This window comes from Streptomyces sp. NPDC043878 (assembly GCF_056435735.1).
Genome location: NZ_JBWKDW010000005.1, coordinates 33,440 through 59,704 on the forward strand (window position 1 = coordinate 33,440; position 26,265 = coordinate 59,704).

Sequence of the window (26,265 nt, forward strand, 5' to 3'; positions counted from 1 at the left end):
AGAATGAGCCGCACATGAAGCCTCGTACGAAGGCGCCATCCGGCCGGCGCCGCAGAGCACGCGCGCCCCGCCGAACCCCGCGGCCGGGGTTCCTCGCCCTGGCCGCTCTCCTCGTCGTGGCCTCGCTGGTCGCCGGCTACCTGGCGCTGCACCGCTCGGACAGCACCTCGTCCACCGCGTCCTCGGGCGACGGCAAGGCGGGCAAGACGACCCGGGAGCCCGCGTGGGACGGGAAGACCAAGGTGCTCGGGGACGGCTCCACGTCGTACACCGGACCGCAGAGCGGCGAGTTGAAGGCCGTACCGCTCAAGCCGGGTGAGAAACCGCCCCAGTTCGTCGTCTTCTCCTGGGACGGCGCGCTGCAGGGCGACGACGAACTCTTCTCGCACTACCGGGAGCTGGCGAAGGAGTACAACGCCCACATGACCTTCTTCCTCACCGGCATCTACCTGCTGCCGAAGAGCAAGAAGGACCTGTACTCGCCGCCGATGCACCCCAAGGGGTCCTCGGCGATCAGCTTCCCCACCGACGAACACATCCGCGGCACACTGGAGCAGCTCGCCAAGGCGTGGGAGGAGGGCAACGAGATCGGCACCCACTTCAACGGTCACTTCTGCGGCGCCAAGGGCGGCGGCGACTGGAGCGTCCAGCAGTGGAAGAGCGAGATCGACCAGTTCTACTCCTTCGTGGAGCACTGGAAGACCAACACCGGCTACACCGACCTCGACCCGCTGCCCTTCGACTTCAGGAAGGAGGTCACCGGCGGCCGCGCGCCCTGTCTGGAGGGCCAGCCGAACCTCCTGAAGGCGGCCAGGAGTTACGGCTGGCGCTACGACGCCAGCTCCACCGGTGACTTCCAGATATGGCCCAAGAAGAAGAACGGCCTGTGGGACTTCCCGCTCCAGCTGCTCCCCTACGACGGCGGCAAGTACCAGGGCCTGTCCATGGACTTCAACTTCCTCTACAACCAGTCCGAGGGGGAGACCCAGGGCGACCCGGTCAAGTTCCCGCAGTGGGAGCAGCAGACCGTCGCCTCCTACATGGCCGGCTTCAACCGCGTCTACTACGGCAGCCGGGCCCCGCTGTTCATCGGCAACCACTTCGAGAACTGGAACGGCGGCATCTACATGAAGTCCATCGACCAGGTCATCAAGAGCGTGTGCACCAAGAAGGGCGTCAAGTGCGTGTCCTTCAGGGAGCTGTCCGACTGGATGGACGTACAGAAGCCGGAGACCCTGGAACGGCTGCGCAGCCTCGACCCGGCGCAGTCCCCCGACTGGTCCACGGTCGTGGAGTAACCAAACCTCAACCTCAACCCTCTTCACAACCCGCACACAGGGCATGCGAAGATGCGCTTCCCGGCGTCCCCAGTGCCGGTGAAGAGGGGAATCTTCCGTGAAGTCAAGGAAATTGAGCCGTACGCGGCGTCGCGCGACCATACTCGGGGCGGCCGCCGCCTCCGTGGTCGCCGGAGTGGCGCTGCTGCCCAACTGGAGCGCCGGTGCGGCCGTCGTCGACGACCCCACGGTCGACGCGCAGACGAAGGCCACCTTCCAGCGGCTGGCCGACGCGGTCTTCACCGACCGTACCGACGCCCTGGTCGAGGGCGCGCACGGGCGCGGCGACAAGCCGCTGACCGGCGGCTTCTCCGGTGACGTCAAGCTGTCCGCCGGCACCGCCCGGACCGAGGACGCGGCCCTGTCCACGCTGGGCCGGCGCAAGGACCGGCTGGCGAAGGCCGGCGAGAAGTACAGCAGGGCCAGCACCACCGTCACCCTGAACGCCACGCGCGTGACGGGCCGTACGGCCAAGGCCGCGGTCACCGAGACCACGACCCTGACCTACGCGCAGGCCCGCGGTGGCGCGCCGAGGACGACCGGCTTCCAGGCCCAGCACGAGCTGACCTTCAAGGCCGACGAGCAGGGCACCTGGCAGCTCACCGACGTCGAGGACACCGATCAGGGTGGTCTCGCGGTGAACACGCTCTCCAAGCCGGTGTCCGTCAAGGCGACCACCGCCGACGACACCATGCCGGACGCCCCGCGCGCGGCGACCACCCGCAACCCGGTCGCCGTTCCGAAGACCGGCACCGCCTACGACTACAAGGCGGTGGCGGCCTACGCCGAGAAGTACTGGAACGTCTACAACAAGGACTACCCGGACTTCAACGGCCATGCCGACGGCGGCGACTGCACCAACTTCGTCAGCCAGTCCCTGAAGGCGGGCGGCTGGAAGCACGTCCCCGGCTACGTCTACGACTACACCAAGTGGTTCGGCAACGCCGACATCCAGTCGGACTCGTTCGTCGGCGTCAACGAGTGGTCCTGGTTCGCCCAGAACTCCAAGCGGACCACCCCGCTCGCCAACGTCTACCAGCTCGAGGTCGGCGACGTCCTCCAGATGGACTTCGACAAGGACGGGTCCAAGGACCACACGATGATCGTCACGTACAAGAGCGGCGGCGTGCCCTACGTGACGTACCACTCGAACAACACCTACCGCAGGTCGGTGGCGAGTCTCGTCGCCTCCTACCCGAACGCGGCGTACTACGCCTACCGCACCTGACCGGTGCCCTCCGGGGCGGGGGCCGGACTCAGTGGCCGGCTCCCCGCTCCTCCCGGATCTGCGACACCACCCGCGCCACGGACTGCCGTACGGCCTCCGTCTCCGTCAGGAAGTGCCAGTAGTCAGGGTGGCGGCCCTCCAGGGTGCCGACCGCGCGGTCCAGCCGGGCGACCGCGTCGTCCAGCGGGCGCGCCTGCCGCGGGTCGGGCGTGCTGCGGCCGGCCATGGCCAGCCGCTGCGCGTCCCGGATCGCGAACCGGGTCCGGTCGATCTCCTGCTGCGGGTCCTTCTGCACGGCGTTCAGCCGGCGCAGCCGGTCCCCGGCCGCGGACACCGACTCGTCGGTGGTGTTCAGCAGCGCCCGCACCGTGGACAGCAGCGCGGTGGCGTCCGGCCAGCGCTGCGCGTCCCGCGCGGCCTGTGCCTCCTTCAGCTTCAGCTCCGCCTGCCGTACGTTCTCCCCGGCCAGCTCCGGCACGTGCTGCAGGTCCTGCCAGCACTCCGCCGCGAACCGCCGCCGCAGTTCGCTCAGCACCGGTTCGACCTGCCCCGCGCGCGTGGTCAGCGCCTCGGCGCGGGTACGCAGCGAGACGAGCCGGTGGTCGGTCTCCGCGGCCCGCTCCGGCAGCCGCCCGGCCTCCACCCGCACCGCCTCGGCCTCCCGGGCCACCCGCTCGGCCCGCTCCAGCGTCCCCGGGACGCCGTGCTGCCCTGCGCCCTGGTTCAGCTTGGTCAGCTCGGGCGCGAGGGCGGCCAGCCGGGCCGCGAGGTCGTCCGCGGTCAGCCCCGACGCGCGGACGGTGTCCAGGGCGTTCGAGGCGGCCAGCAGCCCCTGCCGGGCGCGCTCCACGGCGGGCGCCAGCCGGGCGAGCTGGGTCTCCGCCTTGCCGAGCAGCGGCCCGAGCCCGGCGGTGAAGCGGTCCAGTTCCTGCTTGACGCGGCCGAGCTCGTCCTTCGCGGCGGTCAGCCGGGTGCGCGCCTGGGACGCGGTGTGGGCCTCCAGGTCGTCACGGTCGAGGTCGTGCGCGTCGACGGCGTCGATGTACTGGCTGCTGGCCTCGTCGACCCGCCTGCCGATCGCCTCGAAGTCGGCGACCGCGCGCCGCGCGGCCGGCGAGTCGTCGACGGCGGTGATCGTCTCGATGGAGATCCGCAGATCGCGCTGGGCGGTGTCCAGTTCGTAGAACGCGGCGGCGGCGGCGTCCTTCGCGGCCTGCGCCTCGGCCCGCTGGCTCTCGGCCCGCCCGCCGAACCAGCGCCGGGTGCCTCCGGCGGCGAACGCGGCGGGCAGCGCGAGGGCGAGAGCGACGGGCAGGACCACCAGGGCGAGGGTGTCGCCCAGCGCCCCGCGCGCGGGACCGTGCTGTGCGCGCGGCACCGACGGCGAGTACGGCTGCGCAGAAGTCGCCGTCACATCCCTCTCCCGTACTTCGTTCGTCGTGACCGGTGCCTGGTGTCATTCTCCCACCGGTTACAGACGAACACACGGGCCGGTCAGTTCACGGTACGGACCGTGACTTTGCCGTCGCCGGTGCGGGCGGACACGACGTGCGGACTGGAGTCGTCCCGGGGCACGGACACGTCCACCCCTCCGTCACCGGTCTCGGTGCTGACCCGGTAGGCGGCCCGGGGCAGCGCGATGGTGACCGAGCCGTCCCCGCTGTGCGACTCCACCAGGTCCGGTACGGCGCCGAGTTCGAGGTGCACGGAGCCGTCCCGGGTGAAGGTGCTCACCCGCCGCGAGGAGACGTCGGCGCGCACCGAACCGTCGCCGGTGCGCAGTTCCAGCGGCCCGGTGGAGTCGGTGACGTGCACGGACCCGTCGCCGGTACGGATGCTGAGCGCCTGTGCGAACCCGCGCGCCCGCACGCTCCCGTCCCCGTCCTCGACCTTCACGGCGACCCCGGCGGGCACCTCGATCCGGTGCCGGACCGAGCAGTCGGCGATCACGCCGGAGCACTTCACGCGCAGCACCAGCCGGTCGTCCTTCATGGACCAGGTCACCCGGGGCTCCTTGCCGATGGTGACGCTGCCCTGCCACCACCGGGTGACCGCGACCGTGCCCGCCCTGTGGGAACCGGCCGCCACGATCTCCAGCGCCGAGTCGTCGGAGTCGACGGTGAGGGTCCTGCCGTGCAGGGTGAACGCACGGTGGTCGGGGTGCTTGTCGTCGCCCGCGGACGCGCCGCAGGCGGTGGCACCGGCGAGGAGCACCCCGACGGCTCCGGCGACGGCGGCGGCGCGGACGGACACGGATCGGACCATGAGAATCCCCCTGGGGTCGGCCCGCCTCCGTCTCCTCCTGAGCCGGACCGCGAAGCCTCTACGACCGTACGGAGACGGGCCGCTCAGAAGGATCCGGCGGCCTCCCGGATACGGGGTGGGGAAAACCCCCGCACCGGCCCCCGCCCAGCCGCGCAGGTGGGGCCGCGAAACGGTTTGCGGGACCAGGGTCCTGGCAATGTAGGCTGTCGACTCGTCCCGGGTGCGTAGCTCAGGGGTAGAGCGCCTGCCTTACAAGCAGGATGTCGGCGGTTCGAAACCGTCCGCGCCCACACGACACAGGACCCCGGCCGTCGACGGCCGGGGTCCTGTCGCGTTCACGAGCCCTGCGCGTGCTTCAGCTTCGACCGGGCGTCGGCGCGCTCCGCCGCCACGACCTCAGCCCAGAAGCGGTGACCGCTCACGAAGACCGCGAGTTCGTGCTCGCGCTGCCGCAGCTTCTCCACCTCGGCCTGCTCGTCGGCCGTCCAGCCGGGGGAGGCGGGGCGTTCCACCTTGCGCCAGCCGTTGTCGTCACTGAATCCGTCCAGCGCCTCGACCGACCAGGGAAGCCGCTTGAGCAGGGCCGACAGCTCGGCCCGGACCTGGTGCAGCTCCTCCTGACCGGCGAGGAGGTCACTCGGAAAGTCATAGGTCGTAGCCACACGGCAATGGTACGCCTGTTCGATTTTGGGTGGCGAGTTCCTTCCCGGGGTTCATGCGAACAGGCGTACCTCGCGGTCGGGCCGGCCGGGTCGGTCGGGCGCGTCGGTCGGGCGGGTGGGAGGAGCGGCTCGGCAAAACGGTGGTCCGGGGTGAGACTGGGGGCATGTGCCGGAGCATCAAGACTCTTCGCCCGCCCGTTCTGCCCGAGGAGGCGACGGAGGCCGACATCCGGGCCGCCGCGCTGCAGTACGTACGGAAGGTTTCCGGGTTTCGGGCGCCCGCCGCCCATAACCAGGAGGTGTTCGACCGTGCCGTCGATGTGATCGCGGAGGCCACCGCGGAGTTGTTGGCGGGGCTGGAGGTGCGGGGGCAGGGGGGTCGGCGGGTGGGGTAGGGGTGGGGGCCCGGCGCGCGGTTCCCCGCGCCCCTGAGGGGGTGGGGGGTCAGGGGCAGGCCGGTTGGCGGCGCATCACGTAGGCCGCTGCCGCGCCCGCGCCGAAGAGGGCCAGCACGGAGACGGCCGTGGCGAGCCAGGTCGCGCCGAGCCAGTGGGCGCCGAGGTAGCCGAGGGCGACGCTGTACGCCGTCCAGGCGATGCCCGCGAGGACGGACCAGGGCAGGAAGTCGCGGACGCGGCGGTGGGCGGCGCCCGCGACCAGGGAGACGACCGAGCGGCCGGCCGGGGCGAAACGGGCCAGGACGACCAGCGCGCCGCCGCCGGCGGAGAGGGCCCCGCCGAGACGTTCCTGCGCGGTGGTCAGCCGGCGGGAGCGGGCGATCGCCCGGTCGAGGCGTTCGCCGCCGCGCCAGGCCAGCCGGAAGGCGACCAGGTCACCCAGGACGGAGGCGGTGGCGGCGCACAGGGCGAGCGCCAGGATGTCGGGGACCCGGTGGGGGACCTCGCCGGTCGCCGCGCCGGAGCCCGCGGCCGCCGCCGTGGCGGCGGTGATGACGAGCACCCCGCTCGGCAGGACCGGCAGGAAGACGTCGAGCAGGACCGACAGCGCGACCATGGCGTAGATCCATGGGCTGCCGGTCAACGACCCCACACTGTCCAGACTCCCGAGCACCTGATACTCCCCGTGTTTCCCCCGTGACAGCCATACAGCGTACGCGGGGGGAGTGACAGGAGAGTCACGGGGTGCTCACGCGTTCGATGCGGTGCGTCGGTGCGCGAGGCGGTCGATCAGGGGGCGAGTTCGGACTCCCGCACCACGTCGAGCCGGGCCCGCCCGTTCTCGACCGTCCGGGCCTGTTCGAGCCGCAGCCGGGCCGAACGCCCGCGCAGCGTCAGGGTCATGAGCTGGTTGCCGAACCAGGGCCCGCCCGTCCTGCGCCAGCTGACCGACGGCCGGGGACAGCGGCCGTGCCGGGTGAGCCCCCTGCCCAGGACCCGCGCCACCGCGCTCCAGCCGAACCGGAAACCCAGACGCATGGTCGTCGGGATGGAGTTGTGGACGGGGGAGCAGGTCAGCTGCACCACGCGCGCCGCGGGCGCGCCCGCGGCCCGCGACGGCCACCGTGCCTCGGCCACGTACGCGTGGTGGACGTCTCCCGACAGCACGCAGATGGTCGCCGGTGCCTGAGGCCCCGAACCGGCCTCGGCGATCAGGTCCGCGAGCGCCTCGAAGGAGGATGGGAACGCGGCCCAGTGCTCCAGGTCGGCCCGGCGCCGCAGGTACTCCCCGAACCGGGCCCAGCGCGCGCCGCGTTCACCCCGGCTCAGGGCCGCGTCCCAGTTCTCGGCGTCGTGCACCAGGTGCGGCAGCAGCCAGGGCAGCGAGGTGCCGATGAGGAGGTGGTCGTAGGCGCCGGGGTCCTCCAGCACCTGCTCGCGCAGCCAGCTCTCCTCGCCGCGGTCGAGCATCGAGCGCTCGTCCTCCTTGAGGACCCGGGCCGCCCGGCTGTCGACCATCAGCAGGCGTACGCGGCCGAAGTCGCGCCGGTAGCTCCAGCGCACCGAGGCGGCGTCGGCGTCGGCCCGGCCGGCGAACTCCCGCACCAGACCGGTGGCGTCGGGGGTCTCACGGACGGCCGCGTAGAGGGGGTCGGCGGCGAGTTCGGTGGGGGAGAGGTTGCCGAGGTGCTGATGGACCCAGTACGACATCAGGCCGCTGAGCAGCCGTTCCTGCCACCACGGGGTGGCGCGCATGTCGGCGAGCCAGGCGGCCGAGGTGTTCCAGTCGTCGATGACGTCGTGGTCGTCGAAGACCATGCAACTGGGCACGGTCGACAGCAGCCAGCGGATCTCGGGGTCGAGCCAGGACTCGTAGTAGAGGCGGGTGTACTCCTCGTAGTCGGCGACCCCGGTGCCCGGCGGCTCGCTCAGGTCGCGGCGGGCGGCCAGCCAGCGCTGGGTGTCCTGGGAGGTCTCGTCGGCGTACACCTGGTCGCCGAGCAGCACCAGGACGTCGGGCCGCCTGCCCTCCGGGTCGGCGGCGATCCTCGCCGCCAGCGTGTCCAGCGCGTCGGGGCCGACCGGGTCGTGCTCGTCGGCGGCGGGCGCGGCCCAGCGGCAGGAGCCGAAGGCGACCCGTACGCCGTCGTCCTCGGCGGGGGTGTGGATCTCCGAGGGCGGGAACGCCGAGAAGGGCGCCTCCGTCAGTGGCCACACCCGGGTGTCGTCGAGGTACACCTCGTAGGAGCGTGTCGTCCCCGGTGTCAGGCCGCTCACCGGGACGAGCGCGTAGTGATGGCCCGCGACCTGGAAGGTGCGTGCCGATCCCCCGGTTCCGTCCGCGCAGCGCACCTCGGCGGTGCACGGACGGCTCGCCTCGACCCAGATGGTCGCGGACGAGCCGTCGGCATACCTCAGCAGTGGTCCCAGGCGCAGTTCCGCCACGTGATCGCCTCCTCCGTCGCCCCGTACGGTACGGAACGACGGAGGCCGGTGGCGAGGTTCCGGCGACCCGGGTTTCGCGGGTCGCGTCAGCAGGCGGAGAGGTAGCTCGTGAGCGCGGACTTCTCGGCGGAGTCGACGGACAGGCCGTAGTAGTACTTCACCTGCACCCAGGCGCGGACGTAGGTGCAGCGGTACGAGGTGAGCGAGGGCATCCACTCGGCCGGGTCCTGGTCGCTCTTGGACTGGTTCACGTTGTCCGTGACGGCCAGGAGCTGCGGGCGGGTCACGTCGTTGGCGAACGCCTGGCGCTGGGCGGTGGTCCAGTTGCGCGCGCCGGAGTCCCAGGCCTCGGCGAGCGGCACGAGGTGGTCGATGTCCAGGTCGGAGGCGGCGGTCCAGGTGGCGCCGTCGTAGGGGGAGTACCAGCTGCCGCTGGTGGCGGTGCAGGCGGAGTTGACGACGACGTTCGAGCCGTCGCGCTTGAGGACGTACTCCCGCGTGTTGCAGGTGCCGCTGATGGTGATCCAGGTCGGGAACAGGTCCCGGCTGTAGCCGGTGCGGACCTCGGTGGCCACGGTGAGGGAGGCGAGGTAGCCGCGGGCGGTGGCGGCGCTGACCGGGGTGGGGAGAGCGGCGGAGGCGGAGGGCGAGTTGAGGAGCGCCACGGAGGCTATGAGACCGGTGAGCGTCGCGAGTATGCTCAGCCGTCGACGCGCGTAGAACTTCGGCATGCGAACTCCCTTGGGGGGTGGGGGCGTTGCGGTGCGAGCGAGGGAATGCTCGCGACGCCGTGTTGCGGAGAGGTGTGCGGCGGGTAAGAAGTTAATGACGCGTTCATGACATGACAAGCGTCGTGACCGGATTCCCGCCCCGAAGCGCTCCCGGACTCGCCTGTGAGGAGCTCCCGGCCGCTCGTCGTCAGGGGCTCCGGGGCGGTCGCGTACCATGGACGGCGCAGAAGGGGAGTAGCTCTTCGCCGGACCGTCGACATACTGCTCAGCTCGTCTGAGCCGGCGCCCGGAGGCAGACCCTCGATCACGACGGGTCGGCCAGCGAGACCTTCGGCAAGCAGTGCACGTCCGTGCCGTCAGGCGCGGTACCCGTGTGCTGCCCTGCCGAGGTGTCCTGTGGTAAGGCTCAGCGCTCTCGGCGGGGCAGCCCCGACCGATTGAGGGACCTTGATCAGCATCACCGTGACGGCGCTCGTGTTCGGCGTCGTCCTCCTCGCCGAACTGCCGGACAAGACCGCGCTCGCCGGTCTCGTCCTCGGCACCCGTTACCGCGCCTCGTACGTCTTCGCCGGTGTCGCCGCCGCCTTCACCCTGCACGTGGTGCTGGCCGTGGCGGCCGGAAGCGTGCTGACGCTGCTGCCCCAGCGGCTCGTGCACGGACTGACGGGCCTGCTCTTCCTCGCGGGCGCCGCGGTGCTGCTGCTGAAGAAGGACGACGGCGAGGAGGAGATCCGCAAGCCGGAGAACCAGTCCTTCTGGAAGGTCGCCGGCGCCGGTTTCATGCTCATCCTGGTCGCCGAGTTCGGTGACCTCACCCAGATCATGACGGCGAACCTCGCGGCCCGCTACGACGATCCGCTGTCCGTCGGACTCGGCGCGGTGCTGGCGCTCTGGGCGGTGGCCGGGCTCGGCATCGTCGGCGGCAAGGCCCTGATGAAGCGGGTGCCGCTGCGGCTCATCACGCGGATCGCGGCCGTGCTCATGATGGGCCTCGGGGTGTGGAGCCTGTGGGAGGCCGCCACCGCCTGAGGCCCGCCGCGCGCCCGGGTGGGCTGAACACCGGATGAACTGTCGCCGGGGCGCTGGCGGAAAGCGGGTCCGGTTTTGTACCGTAGAGAAACAAAGTGGCTCCCGCCCGTTTACCCTGACCGGCGGGCGGGGTCACCTTGTCACTCCGGGGGGCCACACCCCAGCGCTCCCCGACCCCACGCCTTGGAGTTGCCGATGACGGCCACCGCCGCGCCCACCGTGCTCACCGCCCGCGCCCTGCTGCTCGACATGGACGGCACGCTCGTCAACTCCGACGCCGTCGTCGAGCGCTGCTGGCGACGCTGGGCCGAGCGGCACGGACTGAACGCCGGCGAGGTCATGAAGGTCGTCCACGGACGCCAGGGGCACGCGTCGATGGCCCTGCTGCTGCCGAACCGGCCCACGGAGCAGAACCACGCCGACAACGCGCGCATGCTGGCCGAGGAGACCGCCGACATGGACGGCGTCGTCGCGATCCCCGGCGCGCCGGAGTTCCTCGCCGCGCTCGCCGGCCTGCCGCACGCCCTGGTGACCTCCGCCGACGTCGCCCTCTCCACGGCCCGTATGGCCGCCGCCGGCCTCGCCCTTCCCGACGTCCGCGTCACCGCGGAATCCGTCGGCGCCAGCAAGCCCGACCCGGAGGGCTTCCTCAAGGGAGCCGCGGAACTGGGCGTCGCGCCCGCCGACTGCGTGGTCTTCGAGGACTCGGCCGCCGGCATCACCGCCGGCCGCGCCGCGGGCATGCGTGTCGTGGGCGTCGGTCCGAGGGCCGGCCTCCACACCCCCGACGCCCTCGTCCGCGACCTCACCCAGGTGCGCGTGGAGGCGACCGGGGACGGGGAGATCCGGCTGCACATCGGATAGCCGGCGGGGCGCGCTCCAGCCCGTCCGGTGTCCGAGGACGAGGACGAGGCCGAGGCCGTTCAGGCCGAAGCGGGGGCCCGGGGCTGCTGCCCCCGGCAACGCCCGCACCGCATCGCGGCACCGGCACCGGGTACCGGCCACCGACACCCGGCACCGGCCACCGACACCGGGCGCCTCGCCCGGCACCGGCCACCGACACCAGGCGCCTCGCCCAGCACCGGCCACCGACACCAGGCGCCTCGCCCAGCACCGGCCACCGACACCGGGCACCACACCCGGCACCGTGCGCCGGCGCCGGGCCCTACGGCTCAGTCGTCTCGGACTCCAGCCGCGCCCGCGTCGCCCGGTCGTACACACCGAGTTCCGGAGCCTGGATGCCGCGCGACCACTGGTAGTTGCGTACGGCGTCCTCGACGTGTTCGTTGTAGCTGCCGCTCGCGTCCCGGTCGTACAGGAACAACTGGCTCAGCCGCAGCTGGAGTTCGACGACCTCGGGTCCCTTGTCGCCGCGTCGCAGCACCGTGGCGCCGGGGCGGTCGTCGCCGGAGGGCGCGACCGAGGCGGTGGGGGCGGCGGCCTGCGTGCTCCGCGACGGCGAGGCCGACGCGGACGGTGAGGGCGAGGCGCTCGACGGCGACGGTGACGCGGAGGAGGGCGACGGACTGGGGGTCGCCGACGGGGACGCGGACGCGGACGCGGACGTGGGGGCGGCGGCACCGGCCGACACGGACGGGGACGCCGACGCCGAACTCCGTGACGGGTCCGGCACACCGGCGCGTACGTCACCGGGCAGCGCGCCGTCCCGTGACGGGGTCTCGTAGGAGAACAGCCCGCTCGCGAACCCGGCCGCCGCCACGATCGCGACGACCGCTCCGACGGCTCCGAGCAGCACGCTCCGGCTGCGGCGGCGCGGCCGCTCACGGTCGTCGAACGGCCCCGGCGCGCCACGGCCGCCGTCCGCCTCGAACAGGCTCAGGTCGGTCGCGCCGGGCGCGGTCGCCGGGGGCGCCAGGGGGGTCGGCAGCGCGGTGGTCGCGCCCCCGCTCCCGCCCTCGCGGCCGCCGCTCCCGTCCACGCGACCGGTTCGGTCCCGGCGTCCGCCTCCGTCTCCGTCCCCGCGTCCACTGCCGGAGGTGCCGGCGCCGACGGCCGGGATCGGCATCGTGACGGCGTCGCCCTCGGTACCGGCACCGTGCGGGGGCGACGGTGGCACCGGAGGGTCGGCCGCTCCGGGCACCACGGCCCGCAGCGCCATGGTCTCCTCGGCGGCGGACCCGCCGTTTCCGGCCACACCACCGGGCGCTCCTCCAGGTACCCCTCCGGTCACGGCTGCCGCCGTGGCTCCGGGACCGTTTCCCGCGCCCGCCGTGGCTTGGGACCCCCGGCCGGTCACGGCTCCGGCGGCCCCATGGCGCCCACCGGCCCCCGCCGGACCCGCCGGCGGCCGACCAGCGTCACCTCCCCGGTCCGACCCCGACCCCGACTCGGGCCCCTGCCCGGGCCCCCGTCCGGGTCCCGGTGCCGATCCCGACCGCGGGACCGCGTCCGCCGTCCCGTCCGTCCCCGGCGTCCCCTCCGTGTGCTCCAGTTCCACGTACGGCCGTATCCGCAGCGGGTCGAAGTCCTCCGCCGCTGCCGCCTCCGCCGTACGGGCGTGGAGCAGCGCGTCGGACGCCCGCTGACCGCAGCCGCAGGACGGGGTGTTGTCGGCCCCCCGCGGCGCACCGCACTCCGGGCACGTGTGCCCCTTCGGCTCGTCCACGCGTCCGGCCCTCCCCTCGTCCATGTGTTCGCGTCCCCTCCCGAGTTCCAGAGATTATCCGGATCCCCTCCACACCCCCTGCCGCGAGCCCCCGGAATGCCCGCTTCCAGCCGGACTCGACAGGCCATAACGCGCCACTCCCACCACGATGGAACCCACGGGAACAGGAACCGAGAACCACGGAGGCCGGCATGGCAGGGGACGCGCCCGTCGCGACCGGGCACGCACGAGACGCACGGGACCCGCACGTGCCCGGCAACGTCATGGTCTCGATCGGCGCGCTTTTGCTCGGCATGCTGCTCGCCGCCCTCGACCAGACCATCGTGTCGACCGCCCTGCCCACGATCGTCAGCGACCTCGGCGGCCTCGACCACCTCTCGTGGGTCGTCACGGCGTACCTGCTGGCCTCGACCGCCGCGACCCCGCTGTGGGGCAAACTCGGTGACCAGTACGGGCGCAAGAAGCTGTTCCAGACCGCGATCGTGATCTTCCTCATCGGGTCCGCGCTGTGCGGCATGGCGCAGAACATGCCGCAGCTCATCGCCTTCCGCGCGCTCCAGGGCCTGGGCGGCGGCGGGCTGATCGTGCTGTCGATGGCGATCGTCGGCGACCTGGTCCCGCCCCGTGAACGCGGCCGTTACCAGGGGCTGTTCGGCGCGGTCTTCGGCGCGACCAGCGTGCTCGGACCGCTCCTCGGCGGAGTGTTCACCGAGCATCTCAGCTGGCGCTGGGTGTTCTACGTCAACCTGCCCGTCGGCGCCGTCGCGCTCGCCGTCATCGCGACCGCCCTGCACATCCCGCGCAAGGTCACCCGGCACCTCATCGACTACCTCGGCACGCTCCTCATCGCGTCCGTGGCGACCTGCCTGGTCCTCGTGGCCTCCCTCGGCGGTACCACCTGGGGCTGGGGATCGCCGCAGATCGTCGGCCTCGCCGTGCTGGGCGTCGGGCTGGGCGTCGTGTTCGTGCTCGTGGAGCGAAGGGCGGCCGAACCGGTCCTGCCGCTCAAGCTGTTCCGGATCCGCACCTTCACGCTGTCCGCCGTCATCAGCTTCATCATCGGCTTCGCCATGTTCGGCGCGATGACCTACCTGCCGACCTTCCTCCAGGTCGTGCGGGGCGTCTCACCGACGTGGTCCGGCGTCCACATGCTGCCGATGGTGTTCGGCCTGCTGCTGGCGTCCACCGCCTCCGGCCAGATCGTCAGCCGCACCGGCCGCTGGAAGGTGTTCCCGGTCGCCGGCACCGGCGTCACCACGCTCGGCCTGCTCCTGCTGCACCGGCTCGACGAGCACAGCTCCACCACGGCGATGAGCGCCTGCTTCTTCGTCTTCGGGCTGGGCCTCGGCCTGGTCATGCAGGTCCTCGTCCTCATCGTGCAGAACGCGGTCTCCTACGAGGATCTCGGTGTCGCCACCTCCGGCGCGACCTTCTTCCGGTCCATCGGGGCCTCCTTCGGCGTCGCCATCTTCGGCACGATCTTCGCGAGCCGCCTCGGCGACAAACTCACGGACGCGCTGCGCGGCGCCCCGCTCCCGCCCGGCGTCACCGCGGACGCGCTGGAGTCCGACCCGCGCGGCATCGCCACCCTGTCGCCCGCGCTGCGCCCGGCGGCCCTGCACGCCTACGCCTCGTCCATCACCGACGTCTTCCTGTACGCCGCTCCCGTCGCCTTCCTCGGCTTCGTGCTGGCCTGGTTCCTCAAGGAGGACAAGCTGCGCGGCTCGGTCACCGCCCCCGACGTCACCGAGACCCTCGCCAGCAACCCGGTCGAGCGGTCGTCGTACGACGAGGTGTGCCGCGCGCTGTCGGTCCTCGGCACCCGCGAGGGCCGCCGGGAGATCTACGAGACGATCACCGAACGGGCCGGCTACGACCTGCGGCCGGCGGCCAGCTGGCTGCTGCTGCGGATCAAGAAGCACGGCTGGGTCGAACCGGCCGTCCTGTCCGAAAGCGGCTCCGTCCCGTTGGGCGTCCTCATCGAGGCCGCCCGGCAGGTCGAGGAAGAGGGCCTGGCCGAGCGCGCGGGCCTCGACATGACGCTGACCGGCCGGGGCGTCGAGGTCGCGGAACGCCTGGCGCGGGTCCGTGAGGACTCCCTGGCCGAACTCCTCGGTGACTGGTGGGGACCGGACCGGCCGACCGACCTGGTCCAGCTGGTGCGTGAGCTGAACGAGGAACTGTGCGGCTCGGACCGGGAGCAGCCGCACAGCGGGCCGGCGACCCAGGTCGGCTGAGGGCTGCGAGGGGCGGCGAGCGGGCGGCGAGTCGGGTCGGGTCGGGTCGGCTGAGGGTCGCGCGGGGCCGGCGGCCCAGGTCGGCTGAGGGTCGCGCGGGGCCGGCGGGTCGGGTCGGCTGAGCGCCGTGTGGGGCCGGTGGGTCAGCCGAGGTCCTTGGTGAACCAGTGGCCGGCGTACGGGTCGTCGTTGTGCGGCCCGGTCTCCGTGTAGCCGAGCCGGCTGTACAGGGCGCGGGCCTCCACGAGGTCGCTGCGGGTGTCGAGGATCAGCCGGGTGGCGCCGAGCGCGCGGGCCGCTTCCTCGGCCGCCCCCACCAGGAGCGCGGCGCCGCCCTTGCCGCGCCGCCCCTCGTACAGGAAAACCCGGGTGAGCTCCGCCGTCGTGGCGTCCAGCAGCCGTACGCCCGCACTGCCGGCCGGCTCGTTGTCGTACCGGGCGACCACCAACTGCCCCTTGGGCGGCGCGAGTTCCGCGCCCGTGACGGCCGCGATCTCCCGTTCCAGTTCGGCGGACCCGGTCCGGTGCCCCTCGTGCAGCAGATACCAGCGGTCGCTGACCTCCGTGTAGTAGGCCCGCCACAGTGCGGCGGCGACCGGGGAGTCGAAGGGTTCCGGAGCGAGGGTCCACGTCATACCCGTCATTCTCGGGAGGCGGTGTGCGGGGCGCGCAACCGGATTGTCGATCGCCGGCGGTCCCGCGGGCGGTGGGTGACGACGCGGACCGGGACGGTCACGGGGCGGTCGCCGGGCGGGCAGCCACCGTTTGGGGACCGACTTCGCGGCAAGACGGTCAGAGAACCGGCCCGTACGGACGGCCGGTTGGGTCGAGAACCCGGAAGGCATCCATGTCCACAGGCGTGATCATTGCTCTGATCGTGATCGTGGCGGTCGTAGTCATCGTGGCGGCCGTCCTGACCCTGCGAGCCCGAGGCGGGCACGCGGGCGGAAGCCTGAAGCGACGCTTCGGGCCCGAGTACGACCGTGCCGTGGCCCGGCACGACGGGGACTCCAAGGCCGCCGAGCGCGAGCTCGCCGAACGCGTGGAGCGGCACGGCTCCCTGCAGCGGCGCGAGCTGGAGCCGGCGCAGCGCGAACAGTTCGAGGCCCGCTGGACGGCGGCCCAGGAGCGCTTCGTCGACTCGCCGTCGGAAGCGGTGGCCGAGGCGGACCGGCTGCTCGCCGAGCTCGCCGAGGCCCGCGGCTTCCCGCAGGGCTCGCAGTACGAGGAGCAGCTCGCCGCGCTGTCGGTGCACCACGCGCACCACGTGCACGGCTACCGGCGCGTGCACCGCGTCGCCGCCACCCGCGTGAGCGGTACGCAGGACGGTGGCCGGGCCGGCACCGAGGAGATGCGTGAGGCCATGGTCGAGGCCAGGGCCCTGTTCGAGCAGTTGGTGGGCCCGGCCCGCCGGCTCGACCGCCGGGACGAGTCCCGCACGGCCGCCGGTGAGCCGACACCGGACCGTACCGACGGCCGCGACAACCAGACTTGGGCGTTCAACAAGCGCCATGTGAAGGGGAGTTGAGCGACATGACGGACGCGACAACCGGAGCGGGCGCCGAGGGCACCCCGCGTGACGGCAAGACGAGGGGCCGCTCCTCGATCCCCGCGACGCCGCCGGGCCGTGACCCGGTGACGGACGACAGGACGACCGCGGGGCGCGGCGACACGGTCCCGGGCGGCTTCACCGCACCCGCCGGCGACACCGGGCCGGACGGACGTACGGCCCACGAGGCCACGTCCGGCGACGGCACGGCGACGGCCCGCGACACCGGCGTCGGCCGTACCGGCGCCGGCGGCCGCGAGACACCCGCCGGCACGGAGGGCTCCGCCGGCCGCGACACCTCGGCGGGGCGCGGCGGCCCGGGCGGCGACATCACCCCGGTTCCGCTGGGCAGCCGCGGCACCGAGTCGCCCCACGGCTCGGCGGACGGGGCCGGCACCCTGACTCCTGACGGCACCCGGACCAGCGACGGCCTGTCGGGCGACGGGCGCGGCACAAGCACCACCGGCACCACCGGCACCACGGGCATCACCGGCACCGGCACCACGGACACGCGGGACTCCGCGGGCACGGGGAGCGGGACCGGCGCGTCCGGTACGTCCGCTCCCGGCGGCCTCGCGAAGTCCGGCATCGGGGGTCACGGCCAGCAGCTGTTCCCGCACGACGACGAGAGCGACAAGCTCTCCCTGCGGCTCCAGCACGCGGTCACCGGGTTCGTGGACAGTCCCCGCGCCTCCGTCGAGGAGGCCGACCACGTACTGGAGGAGGTCACCTCGCGCTTCACCGCCGCCGTGACCGAGCACCGCCGTACGCTCCGCAAGTCCTGGCAGTCCGCGGACGGAGCGGACGGCGGGGACGGCAAGTCGGTCACGAGCGCCGACACCGAGCAGCTCCGGCTGGCCCTGCGGGACTACCGCGAACTGGCGGAGCGGCTCCTGCACCTCTGAGAGACCGCCCCACGGCACTATCCGGCCGCCGCCCGGCCCTCCCGCCACCGGCGTACGACGTCCTCGACGTCGTACGGCTTCAGACCCAGCGGGGGGCCGGGCGGCGGCCTGAACATGACGTCACGGATCCTGACGTTGATGTCCTCGACGATCTTCCGCACGATCCGCTCGGCGGGCGCCTCCACCGCGGCCGCGAGCGCGTCCTCGGCCTCCTTGCGCAGGGCGAGCGTCGGCGGCAGGACCGACAGGCCCTCGCGCGCCATCTTGCGCCTAATCCACCAGAGTTCGTCGTACGACGTGTCGGCGCCGCCGGGAAGCGGCTTGCCCGCGCCGGGCAGCCGGTCGAAGTCGCCGCGCGCCTCCGCCTCCCGGATCTGTCTCTCGACCCAGGACTCGAACGGGATGCCGGGTGGCTTTCGCTCGGTCATGGGTCCATTGTGCCGGACGCGACGGGCCCGGGCGATTTATCATGCGGCGTCGGTGCGCCAACCAGGCCGCCGCGCAGGGGCGTTCCCAGCCCTCGTACCAGGACGTCTCAGGAGGAGCGCACGTGCTCGAACTCACCATGGCCACCGTCAGCGGTGCGGAGGAGGGTGCCACGGCCGGGATGCTCATGGCCGAGGCGCCGAGCGAGCCGGGCGCGGTGCTGCGGGTGGGCCGGGACAAGTCCGTGTGCCGCCTGGCGACGCCCGACGACTGGCTGTTCATCTCCCGGGTGCACCTGGAGTTCCTGTGCGGCCCCGAGGGCACCTGGCAGCTGTCCTGGCTGCGCGGTTCCCAGCCCGACCCGTCCTCCGAGGTGATCGTGGCGATCGGCGCGCACGCCCAACCCCTCGCCTACGGCGGGACGGTGACGCTGCCCAGGGGCGGCAGCGGCGAGGTGATCGTCCGCGACCGCACCGCCCCGCGCAGCGTTAACGTCGGCTTCTACCACGAGGTGTGACGCTCGGCTCGCCCTGGCCGGAGACGGGGTCCACGGACGGCGTCCGAAGACGGCGTCCGCAACGGCTCCGGCCGGGGCCGTGGCCGGGGCGGAGCGCTCAGGCCAGTACCCGGGCCAGCGCGAAACCGTCGTAGCCCTTGCCGCCCACCGTCTGGAGCGCGGTGCCGCTCAGCCTCGGGTGGCTGCCGATCAGTTCGATGGCGGCGCGGGTGCCCACGACGTCCGGCGAGCTGTCGTCGGCGTCGGCCACCCGGCCGCCCCGTACGACGTTGTCGACGACGATCAGGCTGCCGGCCCGGGTGAGCCGCAGGGCCCACTCCACGTAGTGCGGGTTGTTGGCCTTGTCGGCGTCGATGAAGACCAGGTCGAAGGGGGCCGGGTTCTCGTCGGCCAGCCTCGGCAGGGACTCCAGGGCCGGACCCACCCGGACCTCGACGAGCTTGTCGAGCCCGGCGCGGGCGATGTTGCGGGTGGCGACCTCGGCGTGCCGGGCGCTGTACTCGAGTGAGATCAGCCGGCCGTCGGCGGGCAGCGCGCGGGCCAGCCAGATGGTGCTGTAGCCGCCGAGCGTGCCGATCTCCAGGATGGTGCGGGCGCCCTGGATCCCGGCGAGCAGGTGGAGGAACTTCCCCTGTGGCGCCGTCACGGCGACCTGGGGGAGCCGGGCGGCCTCGCTGTCACGGACGGCGGCCTCCAGGGCTTCGTCGTCGGGCGCGAGGCGGGCGGTGAAGTAGTCGTCGACGGCGTCCCAGAGCTGCGACTCGCTCATGCACCTGTGCCTTCCGTATGTCTAGTTAGGGGGGCTAACTAGTTGCCCTAACGAATATAGTCGCGCACCGGTTCACTGTCCGGGATTTCGCCCTCCGGGATGTCCGGGGGCGAGGGTGGGCACGAGGGTGGAGCGCGGGCGTCAGGGCGGGGGAGGGGCGCGAGGGCGGAGGCCGGCCGGGGCCGGGGGCGCCGCAGGCCGGTCGCCGCCGCCCGCCTTTGGGGGCGGGCGGCCGGTGGCGGGGTGTGCCGGGCGGCTCGGGCGCGGGCGACGGCGACCGGCCTGCGGCGAGGAGCTCAGGCGCGGGCGGCCGGACCGGTCATCGTTCGACGGCGGGGGCCGAACCCGGCAGCGGGCGTCCCGCGGACTCCGCAATGAACCACACCGCGGCGCCACCGATCACGGCCGCCGCCATCATGTAGTAGGCGGGCATCATCATGTTGCCGGTCGCGCCGATCAGCGCCGTCACCACCAGCGGAGTGGTCCCGCCGAACAGCGAGACGGAGATGTTGAAGCCGATCGACAGCGAGCCGTACCGCACCCGGGTCGGGAACAGGGCGGGCAGGGCCGAGGGCATCGCGGCGGTGAAGCACACCAGGAGCAGGCCGAGCGCGCCCATGCCGAGGGCGACGGCGAGCAGACTGCCCTGCCGGATCAGCAGCAGGGCCGGCACGGACAGGAGCAGGAAGCCCGCGCAGCCGGCGGCGATCACCGGACGGCGGCCGACGCGGTCGGTCAGCGCACCCGCGAACGGCTGCACGACCATCATCAGCGCCATCACGCCGAGCACCACGAGCAGACCGTGCGTCTCGTCGTACTTCAGCTCGCCGGTCAGGTAGCTCGGCATGTACGACAGCAGCATGTAGTCGGTGACGTTGAAGACCAGCACCAGACCCACGCACAGCAGCAGCGCCCGCCACTGGCCCGTGATCATCTCGCGCAGGGGCACCTTCGGGCGGTCGGACTCGGCCTTCTCGACCTCGGCGGCGAACGCCGGGGTCTCCTCCAGGCGCATCCGCAGATACAGGCCGATGATCCCCATCGGGCCCGCGACCAGGAACGGGATGCGCCAGCCCCAGGACACCAGGTCGTCGGCGGACAGCAGGGCGGTCATCACGGTGACCAGGCCCGCGCCGCCGATGTAGCCGGCGAGCGTGCCGAACTCCAGCCAGCTGCCGAAGAAGCCGCGCCGCTTGTCGGGGGCGTACTCGGCGATGAAGGTGGAGGCGCCCGCGTACTCCCCGCCGGTCGAGAAACCCTGGACCAGGCGGGCGGCGAGCAGCAGGACCGGGGCGCCGACGCCGATCGTGGCGTACGACGGGATCAGGCCGATCGCGAAGGTGCCGGCGGCCATCATGATCATGGTGACGGCGAGGACCTTCTGGCGTCCGACGCGGTCGCCGAGCGGGCCGAAGACCATGCCGCCGAGCGGGCGGACCAGGAAGGCGGCGGCGAAGGCGCCGAACGTCGACAGCAGCTGGGCGGTGGGGTTGCCCGAGGGGAAGAAGACCTTGCCCAGGGTGACCGCGATGTAGCTGTAGACACCGAAGTCGAACCACTCCATCGCGTTGCCCAGGGCGGCGGCCTTGACGGCGCGCTTCACCAGGGCCGGATCGACGGTGGTGACCTCGGACGTCCGCTGCGACGGCGCGCCGGCGGACGAGGAGGAGGGAGGCATGGGGGGCTGGGGCGTGGCTGCTGTGGCAGTCGGCAAAACTTCGCTCGCCACCTTTCGACGGAGACAGGGACCGGCCCGTGTGCGGCGAAGGCGGCGACGACGGCGCCCGCGGCAGGCCGAAAAACGACCATAGGGGTACTTGTCCCCCTTACGTGCCGTGTGCGATCGACTGCATGGGGCACGTATATGCGCTCTGTACAGGCTCGTATGCCCGCCCCCGAACGTAGTTTTCAGCCGCACACTGTGATCCATCTCGCTCCCTGCGGCGGCGCCCCGACACGCGGCGGACTATCGTCGTCCGGACAAAAGGGCGACGGCCGTCAGGTGAAGTCGGGGTTGCGTGCGTCTTCGTCCGGGGGTGGTGCGAGCCCTCATAGGGTTCGCAGCGGGAACTCAGCGTGTGCTGCACGCGAACAATCGGGGCGGAGGCCGGCGAGGCGTGGCGAATGCGGAGCGCAGTGGGCGAACGGCGGAAGGCTTCGGAGTGACCGGAGTGACGGCCGCCGGCCCGGTGAGGCCACGCCTGCGCGCGGCGCGGCTGGGCCTGTGGCTGGTGGCCGCCGTTCTCGCCGTACGACAGGTCGCGGTCGTCCTGAGCACTCCCCGGGGGGAGCGGCTCACGGACCTGGAGACCTGGCTCGGGCCGCACGGGGTCCTGCACGTGAAGGGCTCCCTGTACGACTCGACGCGGTTCACCGGCACCCCCTTCGGCGGGCTGGTCATGAAGCCGCTGACCCGCGCCGCCGAGCAGGCCCTCGGCTGGGGCTGGACCTTCGGCACCCTGCTGCTGGTCGTCGCCCTCGGCCTGGTCGCCGCCCGCGCCCTGCCGCAGCCGGTCAGCCGCCGCACCTCGCTGCTGGCCGCACCGGTCGCCATCAGCCTGCTCATGCTGTCGCTGCCGGTGCGCAACACGCTCTGGCTCGGCCAGACCAGCATCATCCCCGTCCTGCTGGTGCTGCTCGGCTGCTTCGCCGTCCGCGGCCGGTGGGCCGGCGGCGTGCTGATCGGCCTCGCGGCCGCGCTCCAGCCGGCCGTCCTGCTCTTCGCGCCCCTGCTGTGGTTCACCCGGCGCCGCCGCGCCGCCGCCGTCACCGGCGCCACCTTCGCCGTCTGCACCGCGCTCGCCTGGGCCGCGATGCCGCACGACTCGTACACCTACTGGGTCCACCACATGGCGGGCGTCGGCCTCGGCGGCGAGGCCGACGCCCTCGCCAACCAGTCCCTGCACGGCGCCCTGTTGCGGCTGGGCCTGTCCGGGCCCCTGGAGATCACTCTCTTCCTGCTGCTCGGTGCGGCCGTCGCCGCCCTCGGCCTGCGCCGTGCCGTGCGCTACGCCCGCGACGGACAGCTGCTGCTCGCGGTCGCGATCACCGGCTGCGCCGCCATCGCCGTGTCCCCCACCACGTGGCAGCACCAGCTGCTGTGGGTGCTGCTCGCGGTCGTCGGCCGGGTCGGCAAGCGGGCCTCCGACCGGTACGTGTGGCCGGTCGCCGTGGTCCTGATGATGACCCTGCCGGCGAAGATGCTGCTGCCGGACATGGCGTCGCTGTACACACTCCGTGACAACGTCGTGCTGCTCGCGGCCCTCGCCGCGGCCACCGTCATCCCCTTCCTGTCCCGCACCTCTCCGTACTACCAAGCGCCGGTCCCGACCGTGTACGCCGTCCCCGTGCCCGCCCGCCTGCGGCACGTGCCCCTGCTGCCCTTCCTGCGCCGCGTCCTGACCCGCCCGAACCTGCTCCTCGAACTGCTCCTGATCCGCGTCACCTACGCCGCCTACCAGAAGGTGCGGCTCGCGGCGACCGGCGGAACGAACGCGGGGGGCCGGGCCCGGGCGGAGGAGCACGGCAACCAGATCCTCGGTCTGGAGCGGTGGCTGCACATCGACATCGAGCACTGGGCCAACCACGCGGTGGTGAGGATCGGCTGGCTGCGCGACTTCTTCGACTTCTACTACGAGTCGTTCCACTTCGTCGTCCCGCTCAGCGTCTTCGCCGTCCTGTACTGGCGGCGCCCGGTCGACTACCGCTGGGCCCGCTCCGCCCTCGGCTTCGCCACCCTGCTCGCCCTCGTCGGTTTCTGGCTCTACCCACTGGCCCCGCCGCGGCTGCTGCCGGGCCTCGGCGTCATCGACACCGTGCACGGCGTCCAGGACTTCTCCAAGCCGGACTACGGCACGCTGACCGCCCTCACCAACCAGTACGCGGCGATGCCCTCGCTGCACTTCGGCTGGTCGCTGTGGTGCGGGCTCGTCATCGCGATCATCGCGCCCAGGTGGTGGATGAAGGCGCTCGGCCTGCTGCACCCGCTCTTCACCGTCTCGGCGATCGTGGCGACCGGCAACCACTGGGTGCTGGACGCGGTCGGCGGCGCGGTGGTGGTCGGCGGCGGCTTCGGCCTGACGTACCTGTTCCAGGGTCCGCGAGCCCGTACGGCGACAGCCGCACCGCCGGTCGTCGGCGCGCCGGCCCGGGAGAAGGAGAGCGCGCCGGGCTGAGGCGGGGACGGATCCGGTCCCCGACCGTGGGCGGGCGAGGGGCAGTTCCCTGTGCCGCACGTGGACGGGCCGGCGGCGCCGGGAGGCCGCCGGCCCGAGTCTGTCGACCGGTTCTGGCCGTGACGTGCGGATCGGTCGGGTCTGTCGATCGTTTCTGGCCGTGGGTGTGCGGACCGGTCGGGTCTGTCGACGGTTCCGGCCGTGGGTGTGCGGGCCGGTCCGGCCGTCACCCGGCAGCCCCGCGGGGAGCTGTCGGCGCTCAGCCCGCGGTGACCCGGAGTTCCTTCACGCCGTTGATCCAGGCCGAGCGCAGCCGGCGGGGTTCGCCGACCAGGGTCAGGTGGGGCAGCGCGTCGGCGATCGCGTTGAAGATGAGGTCGATCTCCAGAACGGCCAGGGACTTGCCGAGGCAGTAGTGCGGGCCGCCGCCGCCGAAGCCGAGGTGCGGGTTGGGGTCGCGGGTGATGTCGAAGGTGTCGGGGTCGTCGAACACGTCGGGGTCGTGGTTGGCGGAGGCGTAGAAGACGCCGACCCGGTCGCCCTTCCTGATCTGCTTGCCGCCGAGCTCCGTGTCCTGGGTGGCGGTGCGCTGGAAGGCGTTGACCGGGGTGGCCCAGCGGACGATCTCCTCGGCGGCCGTCGCCGGGCGTTCGCGCTTGTACCGCTCCCACTGCTCGGGGTGGGTGAGGAAGGCGTGCATGCCGTGGGTGATGGCGTTGCGGGTCGTCTCGTTGCCGGCGACGGCGAGCATCAGCACGAAGAAGCCGAACTCGTCGGAGGCGAGGTTGCCCTCGTCCTCGGCGGCGACCAGCGTGCTGACGATGTCCTTCGCCGGGCACTGCTTCCGGTCGGCGGCCATGTTCATGGCGTAGGCGATGAGTTCGGTGGCCGACTCGGCGCCGACCTCCTCGGTGACGGCGTACTCCGGATCGTCGTACGCGATCATCTTGTTGGACCAGTCGAAGATCCTGGCCCGGTCGTCCTGCGGGATGCCGATGAGTTCGGCGATGGCCTGGAGGGGCAGTTCGCAGGCGACCTGGGTGACGAAGTCGAAGGGCCCGGACCGGGCGACGGCGCTCCGCGCGATGGCGTGCGCGCGGGTGCGGAGGTTGTCCTCCAGGGCGCGGATGGCGCGCGGGGTGAACACGCGCTGCACGATCTGGCGGACCCTGGTGTGCTCGGGGGGGTCCATGTTCAGCAGGATCAGGCGCTGGGCGTCGATCGAGTCGCGCTCGATGTGCTCGTTGAAGCGGATGATCGCCGTGTTGAGGGTCGAGGAGTAGATCTCCGGGTGCGTGGAGACGAACTTGACGTCGGCGTGCCGGGTCACCGCCCAGTAGCCCTCGTCCTGGAAACCGGCCACATTGGCCTGCTGCGGGATCCAGCGGACCGGTTCGGCCCGCCGCAGCTCGGCGAACTCCGGGAAGGGCACGCGGTGGTGCAGCAGGTCGGGGTCGGTGAAGTCGAACCCGTCGGGCAGCGCGGGACAGGGCATCGGCAACTCCAGCCGTGTTCGGACAGCTCTGACAAGCTCGGGACAGCATTCTGACGGTCCATCAGGAGCTGCCGTGAAGGTAGTAACGGGTTCTACAAGTGGCAAGAGGCGCGGCGACCCCAATCGGCCGGGACTTCGCGCGCGCCCGCAGAACAAGACTTCCGGGGGTGCACGCCCCTTGCGGCGACGGACTCCCTGTCAGCAGACTGCTGGGGGAACTAGAACACGTACTAGTTCCGCGTGGCGGGCCGGGCCGGGACGCCCCGCGCCGCGCGGGTACCGGAGGAGAGGAACTCCCCATGGCCGCGGAACCCGTGATCGTCGAAGCCGTACGCACGCCCATCGGCAGGCGCGGCGGCGCGCTCGCCAACCTGCACCCCGCCTACCTGCTGGGCGAGACCTACCGTGAACTCCTCGGCCGGACCGGCATCCCCGCCGACGCCGTCGAACAGATCGTCGGCGGCACGGTCACCCACGCCGGCGAGCAGTCCATGAACCCCGCGCGCACGGCCTGGCTGACGGTCGGGCTGCCCTACGAGACGGCGGCGACCACCGTCGACTGCCAGTGCGGGTCCTCGCAGCAGGCCTCCCACATGGTGGCCAACATGATCGCGGCGGGCGTCATCGACGTGGGGATCAGCTGTGGCGTCGAGGCGATGTCACGCGTGCCGCTGGGATCGGGCTCCAAGCACGGGCCCGGGAAACCGTTCCCCGACGAGTGGAACGTCGACCTCCCCAACCAGTTCGAGGCGGCCGAACGCATCGCCCGGCACCGGGGCCTGACCCGCGAGAACGTCGACGCCCTGGGCCTCGCCTCCCAGGAACGCGCCGCGGCCGCCTGGTCGGAGGAGCGGTTCAAGCGGGAGACCTTCGCCGTCCAGGTGCCGACGACCGAGGAGGAACAGCGCGCCGGTCAGGGCATGTGGCGCCTGGTCGACCGCGACGAGGGACTGCGCGACACGTCCGCCGACGCGCTGGCCGCACTCAAACCGATCATGCCCACGGCCGTGCACACGGCGGGCAACTCGTCGCAGATCAGCGACGGTTCGTCGGCGATCATGTGGGCGTCCAAGCGGATGGCGCGCGCGCTGAAACTGCGTCCGCGGGCACGGATCGTCGCCCAGGCGCTGGTCGGGGCCGACCCGCACTTCCACCTGGACGGTCCGATCGACGCCACCAGGGCCGTGCTGGGCAAGGCCGGCATGTCCCTGAAGGACATCGACCTCGTCGAGATCAACGAGGCCTTCGCGTCGGTGGTGTTGAGCTGGGCCCAGGTCTTCGGACAGGACCTGGACAAGGTCAACGTGAACGGCGGCGCCATCGCGCTGGGCCACCCCGTCGGGGCGACCGGAGCCCGTCTCATCACCACGGCCCTGCACGAACTGGAGCGCACGGACCGGGAGTTCGCCCTCGTCACGATGTGCGCGGGGGGCGGCCTGGCGACCGGGACGATCCTTCAACGGCTCTAGGG

The 26,265-nt window shown here is 72.4% G+C and carries 23 protein-coding genes and 1 tRNA gene; 12 read left to right on the plus strand and 12 right to left on the minus strand.

The window, feature by feature from the left end; all coding sequences use genetic code 11:
* The first annotated feature begins 14 nt into the window (after positions 1-14).
* Together AC07AZ_RS09185 and AC07AZ_RS09190 are read left to right on the plus strand one after the other, a co-directional pair.
* Positions 15-1,298 (plus strand): polysaccharide deacetylase family protein, encoded by a 1,284-nt coding sequence (locus AC07AZ_RS09185; RefSeq protein WP_478845414.1) that lies wholly within the window; start codon positions 15-17, stop codon positions 1,296-1,298.
* Positions 1,299-1,395: 97 nt separating this feature from the next.
* The gene (locus AC07AZ_RS09190) at positions 1,396-2,565 is read left to right on the plus strand and encodes an amidase domain-containing protein (protein ID WP_478845416.1); all 1,170 of its coding nucleotides are present in this window, start codon (positions 1,396-1,398) and stop codon (positions 2,563-2,565) included.
* 28 nt (positions 2,566-2,593) lie between these two features.
* Here AC07AZ_RS09190 and AC07AZ_RS09195 read toward each other — a convergent pair whose 3' ends face one another.
* On the minus strand, positions 2,594-3,979 hold the full coding sequence (locus tag AC07AZ_RS09195) for a hypothetical protein (protein WP_478845418.1): 1,386 nt from the start codon (positions 3,977-3,979) through the stop codon (positions 2,594-2,596).
* 80 nt (positions 3,980-4,059) lie between these two features.
* A complete protein-coding gene (locus AC07AZ_RS09200; RefSeq protein ID WP_478845420.1) occupies positions 4,060-4,830 on the minus strand; it encodes a DUF4097 family beta strand repeat-containing protein in 771 nt (256 codons plus the stop codon).
* A 218-nt stretch (positions 4,831-5,048) separates the two neighbouring features.
* Here AC07AZ_RS09200 and AC07AZ_RS09205 point away from each other — a divergent pair.
* Positions 5,049-5,120: transfer RNA gene (locus AC07AZ_RS09205), tRNA-Val, on the plus strand.
* 45 nt (positions 5,121-5,165) lie between these two features.
* Here AC07AZ_RS09205 and AC07AZ_RS09210 read toward each other — a convergent pair.
* A complete protein-coding gene (locus AC07AZ_RS09210) occupies positions 5,166-5,492 on the minus strand; it encodes a hypothetical protein (RefSeq protein ID WP_478845422.1) in 327 nt (108 codons plus the stop codon).
* 164 nt (positions 5,493-5,656) lie between these two features.
* Between AC07AZ_RS09210 and AC07AZ_RS09215 the strand changes: the two genes are divergently transcribed.
* On the plus strand, positions 5,657-5,887 hold the full coding sequence (locus tag AC07AZ_RS09215) for a DUF2277 domain-containing protein (protein WP_478845424.1): 231 nt from the start codon (positions 5,657-5,659) through the stop codon (positions 5,885-5,887).
* Positions 5,888-5,936: 49 nt separating this feature from the next.
* Here the strand turns inward: AC07AZ_RS09215 and AC07AZ_RS09220 are convergent, their stop codons facing one another.
* The 3 genes from AC07AZ_RS09220 to AC07AZ_RS09230 form a co-directional block, all read right to left on the minus strand.
* Positions 5,937-6,506 (minus strand): DedA family protein, encoded by a 570-nt coding sequence (locus AC07AZ_RS09220; RefSeq protein ID WP_478845845.1) that lies wholly within the window; start codon positions 6,504-6,506, stop codon positions 5,937-5,939.
* Between the two features lie 173 nt (positions 6,507-6,679).
* Positions 6,680-8,335: an alkaline phosphatase D family protein gene (locus AC07AZ_RS09225; RefSeq protein ID WP_478845426.1), complete on the minus strand. Its 1,656-nt coding sequence runs from the start codon at positions 8,333-8,335 to the stop codon at positions 6,680-6,682.
* A gap of 86 nt (positions 8,336-8,421) precedes the next feature.
* On the minus strand, positions 8,422-9,066 hold the full coding sequence (locus AC07AZ_RS09230) for an HNH endonuclease family protein (protein ID WP_478845428.1): 645 nt from the start codon (positions 9,064-9,066) through the stop codon (positions 8,422-8,424).
* 447 nt (positions 9,067-9,513) lie between these two features.
* On the opposite strand from AC07AZ_RS09230, the gene AC07AZ_RS09235 reads away from it, so the two are divergent.
* The gene (locus AC07AZ_RS09235; RefSeq protein ID WP_478845430.1) at positions 9,514-10,095 is read left to right on the plus strand and encodes a TMEM165/GDT1 family protein; all 582 of its coding nucleotides are present in this window, start codon (positions 9,514-9,516) and stop codon (positions 10,093-10,095) included.
* A 195-nt stretch (positions 10,096-10,290) separates the two neighbouring features.
* Positions 10,291-10,959 carry an HAD family hydrolase gene (locus AC07AZ_RS09240; protein WP_478845432.1) on the plus strand — a complete coding sequence of 223 codons (669 nt, stop codon included), beginning with the start codon at positions 10,291-10,293 and terminating at the stop codon, positions 10,957-10,959.
* Positions 10,960-11,260: 301 nt separating this feature from the next.
* On the opposite strand, the gene AC07AZ_RS09245 is transcribed toward AC07AZ_RS09240, so the two are convergent.
* A complete protein-coding gene (locus tag AC07AZ_RS09245; protein WP_478845434.1) occupies positions 11,261-12,250 on the minus strand; it encodes a peptidoglycan-binding domain-containing protein in 990 nt (329 codons plus the stop codon).
* Positions 12,251-12,912: 662 nt separating this feature from the next.
* Between AC07AZ_RS09245 and AC07AZ_RS09250 the strand changes: the two genes are divergently transcribed.
* Positions 12,913-14,958 carry an MDR family MFS transporter gene (locus tag AC07AZ_RS09250; protein WP_478845436.1) on the plus strand — a complete coding sequence of 682 codons (2,046 nt, stop codon included), beginning with the start codon at positions 12,913-12,915 and terminating at the stop codon, positions 14,956-14,958.
* 143 nt (positions 14,959-15,101) lie between these two features.
* On the opposite strand, the gene AC07AZ_RS09255 is transcribed toward AC07AZ_RS09250, so the two are convergent.
* Positions 15,102-15,593 carry a GNAT family N-acetyltransferase gene (locus AC07AZ_RS09255; RefSeq protein WP_478845438.1) on the minus strand — a complete coding sequence of 164 codons (492 nt, stop codon included), beginning with the start codon at positions 15,591-15,593 and terminating at the stop codon, positions 15,102-15,104.
* A 212-nt stretch (positions 15,594-15,805) separates the two neighbouring features.
* Here AC07AZ_RS09255 and AC07AZ_RS09260 point away from each other — a divergent pair, with 212 nt between their 5' ends.
* Together AC07AZ_RS09260 and AC07AZ_RS09265 are read left to right on the plus strand one after the other, a co-directional pair.
* A complete protein-coding gene (locus AC07AZ_RS09260) occupies positions 15,806-16,486 on the plus strand; it encodes a hypothetical protein (protein WP_478845440.1) in 681 nt (226 codons plus the stop codon).
* Between the two features lie 5 nt (positions 16,487-16,491).
* Complete coding sequence (locus tag AC07AZ_RS09265; RefSeq protein ID WP_478845442.1) at positions 16,492-17,412, plus strand: hypothetical protein; 921 nt, start codon at positions 16,492-16,494, stop codon at positions 17,410-17,412.
* Positions 17,413-17,429: 17 nt separating this feature from the next.
* Here AC07AZ_RS09265 and AC07AZ_RS09270 read toward each other — a convergent pair whose 3' ends face one another.
* Positions 17,430-17,840 (minus strand): DnaJ family domain-containing protein, encoded by a 411-nt coding sequence (locus AC07AZ_RS09270; RefSeq protein WP_478845444.1) that lies wholly within the window; start codon positions 17,838-17,840, stop codon positions 17,430-17,432.
* Positions 17,841-17,962: 122 nt separating this feature from the next.
* On the opposite strand from AC07AZ_RS09270, the gene AC07AZ_RS09275 reads away from it, so the two are divergent.
* On the plus strand, positions 17,963-18,355 hold the full coding sequence (locus AC07AZ_RS09275; RefSeq protein ID WP_478845446.1) for a hypothetical protein: 393 nt from the start codon (positions 17,963-17,965) through the stop codon (positions 18,353-18,355).
* Positions 18,356-18,452: 97 nt separating this feature from the next.
* Here the strand turns inward: AC07AZ_RS09275 and AC07AZ_RS09280 are convergent, their stop codons facing one another.
* A complete protein-coding gene (locus tag AC07AZ_RS09280) occupies positions 18,453-19,124 on the minus strand; it encodes an O-methyltransferase (RefSeq protein ID WP_478845448.1) in 672 nt (223 codons plus the stop codon).
* Between the two features lie 319 nt (positions 19,125-19,443).
* A complete protein-coding gene (gene proP, locus AC07AZ_RS09285; protein ID WP_478845450.1) occupies positions 19,444-20,802 on the minus strand; it encodes a glycine betaine/L-proline transporter ProP in 1,359 nt (452 codons plus the stop codon).
* Positions 20,803-21,241: 439 nt separating this feature from the next.
* On the opposite strand from proP, the gene AC07AZ_RS09290 reads away from it, so the two are divergent.
* Positions 21,242-23,299, plus strand: a complete 2,058-nt coding sequence (locus AC07AZ_RS09290; protein ID WP_478845452.1) for a bifunctional glycosyltransferase 87/phosphatase PAP2 family protein — start codon at positions 21,242-21,244, stop codon at positions 23,297-23,299.
* A gap of 259 nt (positions 23,300-23,558) precedes the next feature.
* On the opposite strand, the gene AC07AZ_RS09295 is transcribed toward AC07AZ_RS09290, so the two are convergent.
* Positions 23,559-24,794: a cytochrome P450 gene (locus tag AC07AZ_RS09295; RefSeq protein ID WP_478845454.1), complete on the minus strand. Its 1,236-nt coding sequence runs from the start codon at positions 24,792-24,794 to the stop codon at positions 23,559-23,561.
* 299 nt (positions 24,795-25,093) lie between these two features.
* Here AC07AZ_RS09295 and AC07AZ_RS09300 point away from each other — a divergent pair, with 299 nt between their 5' ends.
* Complete coding sequence (locus AC07AZ_RS09300; RefSeq protein ID WP_478845456.1) at positions 25,094-26,263, plus strand: steroid 3-ketoacyl-CoA thiolase; 1,170 nt, start codon at positions 25,094-25,096, stop codon at positions 26,261-26,263.
* Positions 26,264-26,265 lie beyond the last annotated feature (2 nt).

Excerpts from the sequence above, each read along its gene's own strand:
- AC07AZ_RS09230 (WP_478845428.1), bottom strand. The coding sequence starts at position 9,066 with ATGCCGAAGTTCTACGCGCGTCGACGGCTGAGCATACTCGCGACGCTC.
- AC07AZ_RS09280 (WP_478845448.1), bottom strand. The coding sequence starts at position 19,124 with ATGAGCGAGTCGCAGCTCTGGGACGCCGTCGACGACTACTTCACCGCC.
- AC07AZ_RS09185 (WP_478845414.1), top strand. The coding sequence starts at position 15 with ATGAAGCCTCGTACGAAGGCGCCATCCGGCCGGCGCCGCAGAGCACGC.
- AC07AZ_RS09200 (WP_478845420.1), bottom strand. The coding sequence starts at position 4,830 with ATGGTCCGATCCGTGTCCGTCCGCGCCGCCGCCGTCGCCGGAGCCGTC.
- proP (WP_478845450.1), bottom strand. The coding sequence starts at position 20,802 with ATGCCTCCCTCCTCCTCGTCCGCCGGCGCGCCGTCGCAGCGGACGTCC.
- AC07AZ_RS09295 (WP_478845454.1), bottom strand. The coding sequence starts at position 24,794 with ATGCCCTGTCCCGCGCTGCCCGACGGGTTCGACTTCACCGACCCCGAC.
- AC07AZ_RS09300 (WP_478845456.1), top strand. The coding sequence starts at position 25,094 with ATGGCCGCGGAACCCGTGATCGTCGAAGCCGTACGCACGCCCATCGGC.
- AC07AZ_RS09255 (WP_478845438.1), bottom strand. The coding sequence starts at position 15,593 with ATGACGTGGACCCTCGCTCCGGAACCCTTCGACTCCCCGGTCGCCGCC.
- AC07AZ_RS09265 (WP_478845442.1), top strand. The coding sequence starts at position 16,492 with ATGACGGACGCGACAACCGGAGCGGGCGCCGAGGGCACCCCGCGTGAC.
- AC07AZ_RS09250 (WP_478845436.1), top strand. The coding sequence starts at position 12,913 with ATGGCAGGGGACGCGCCCGTCGCGACCGGGCACGCACGAGACGCACGG.
- AC07AZ_RS09270 (WP_478845444.1), bottom strand. The coding sequence starts at position 17,840 with ATGACCGAGCGAAAGCCACCCGGCATCCCGTTCGAGTCCTGGGTCGAG.
- AC07AZ_RS09240 (WP_478845432.1), top strand. The coding sequence starts at position 10,291 with ATGACGGCCACCGCCGCGCCCACCGTGCTCACCGCCCGCGCCCTGCTG.
- AC07AZ_RS09220 (WP_478845845.1), bottom strand. The coding sequence starts at position 6,506 with ATGGTCGCGCTGTCGGTCCTGCTCGACGTCTTCCTGCCGGTCCTGCCG.
- AC07AZ_RS09215 (WP_478845424.1), top strand. The coding sequence starts at position 5,657 with ATGTGCCGGAGCATCAAGACTCTTCGCCCGCCCGTTCTGCCCGAGGAG.
- AC07AZ_RS09260 (WP_478845440.1), top strand. The coding sequence starts at position 15,806 with ATGTCCACAGGCGTGATCATTGCTCTGATCGTGATCGTGGCGGTCGTA.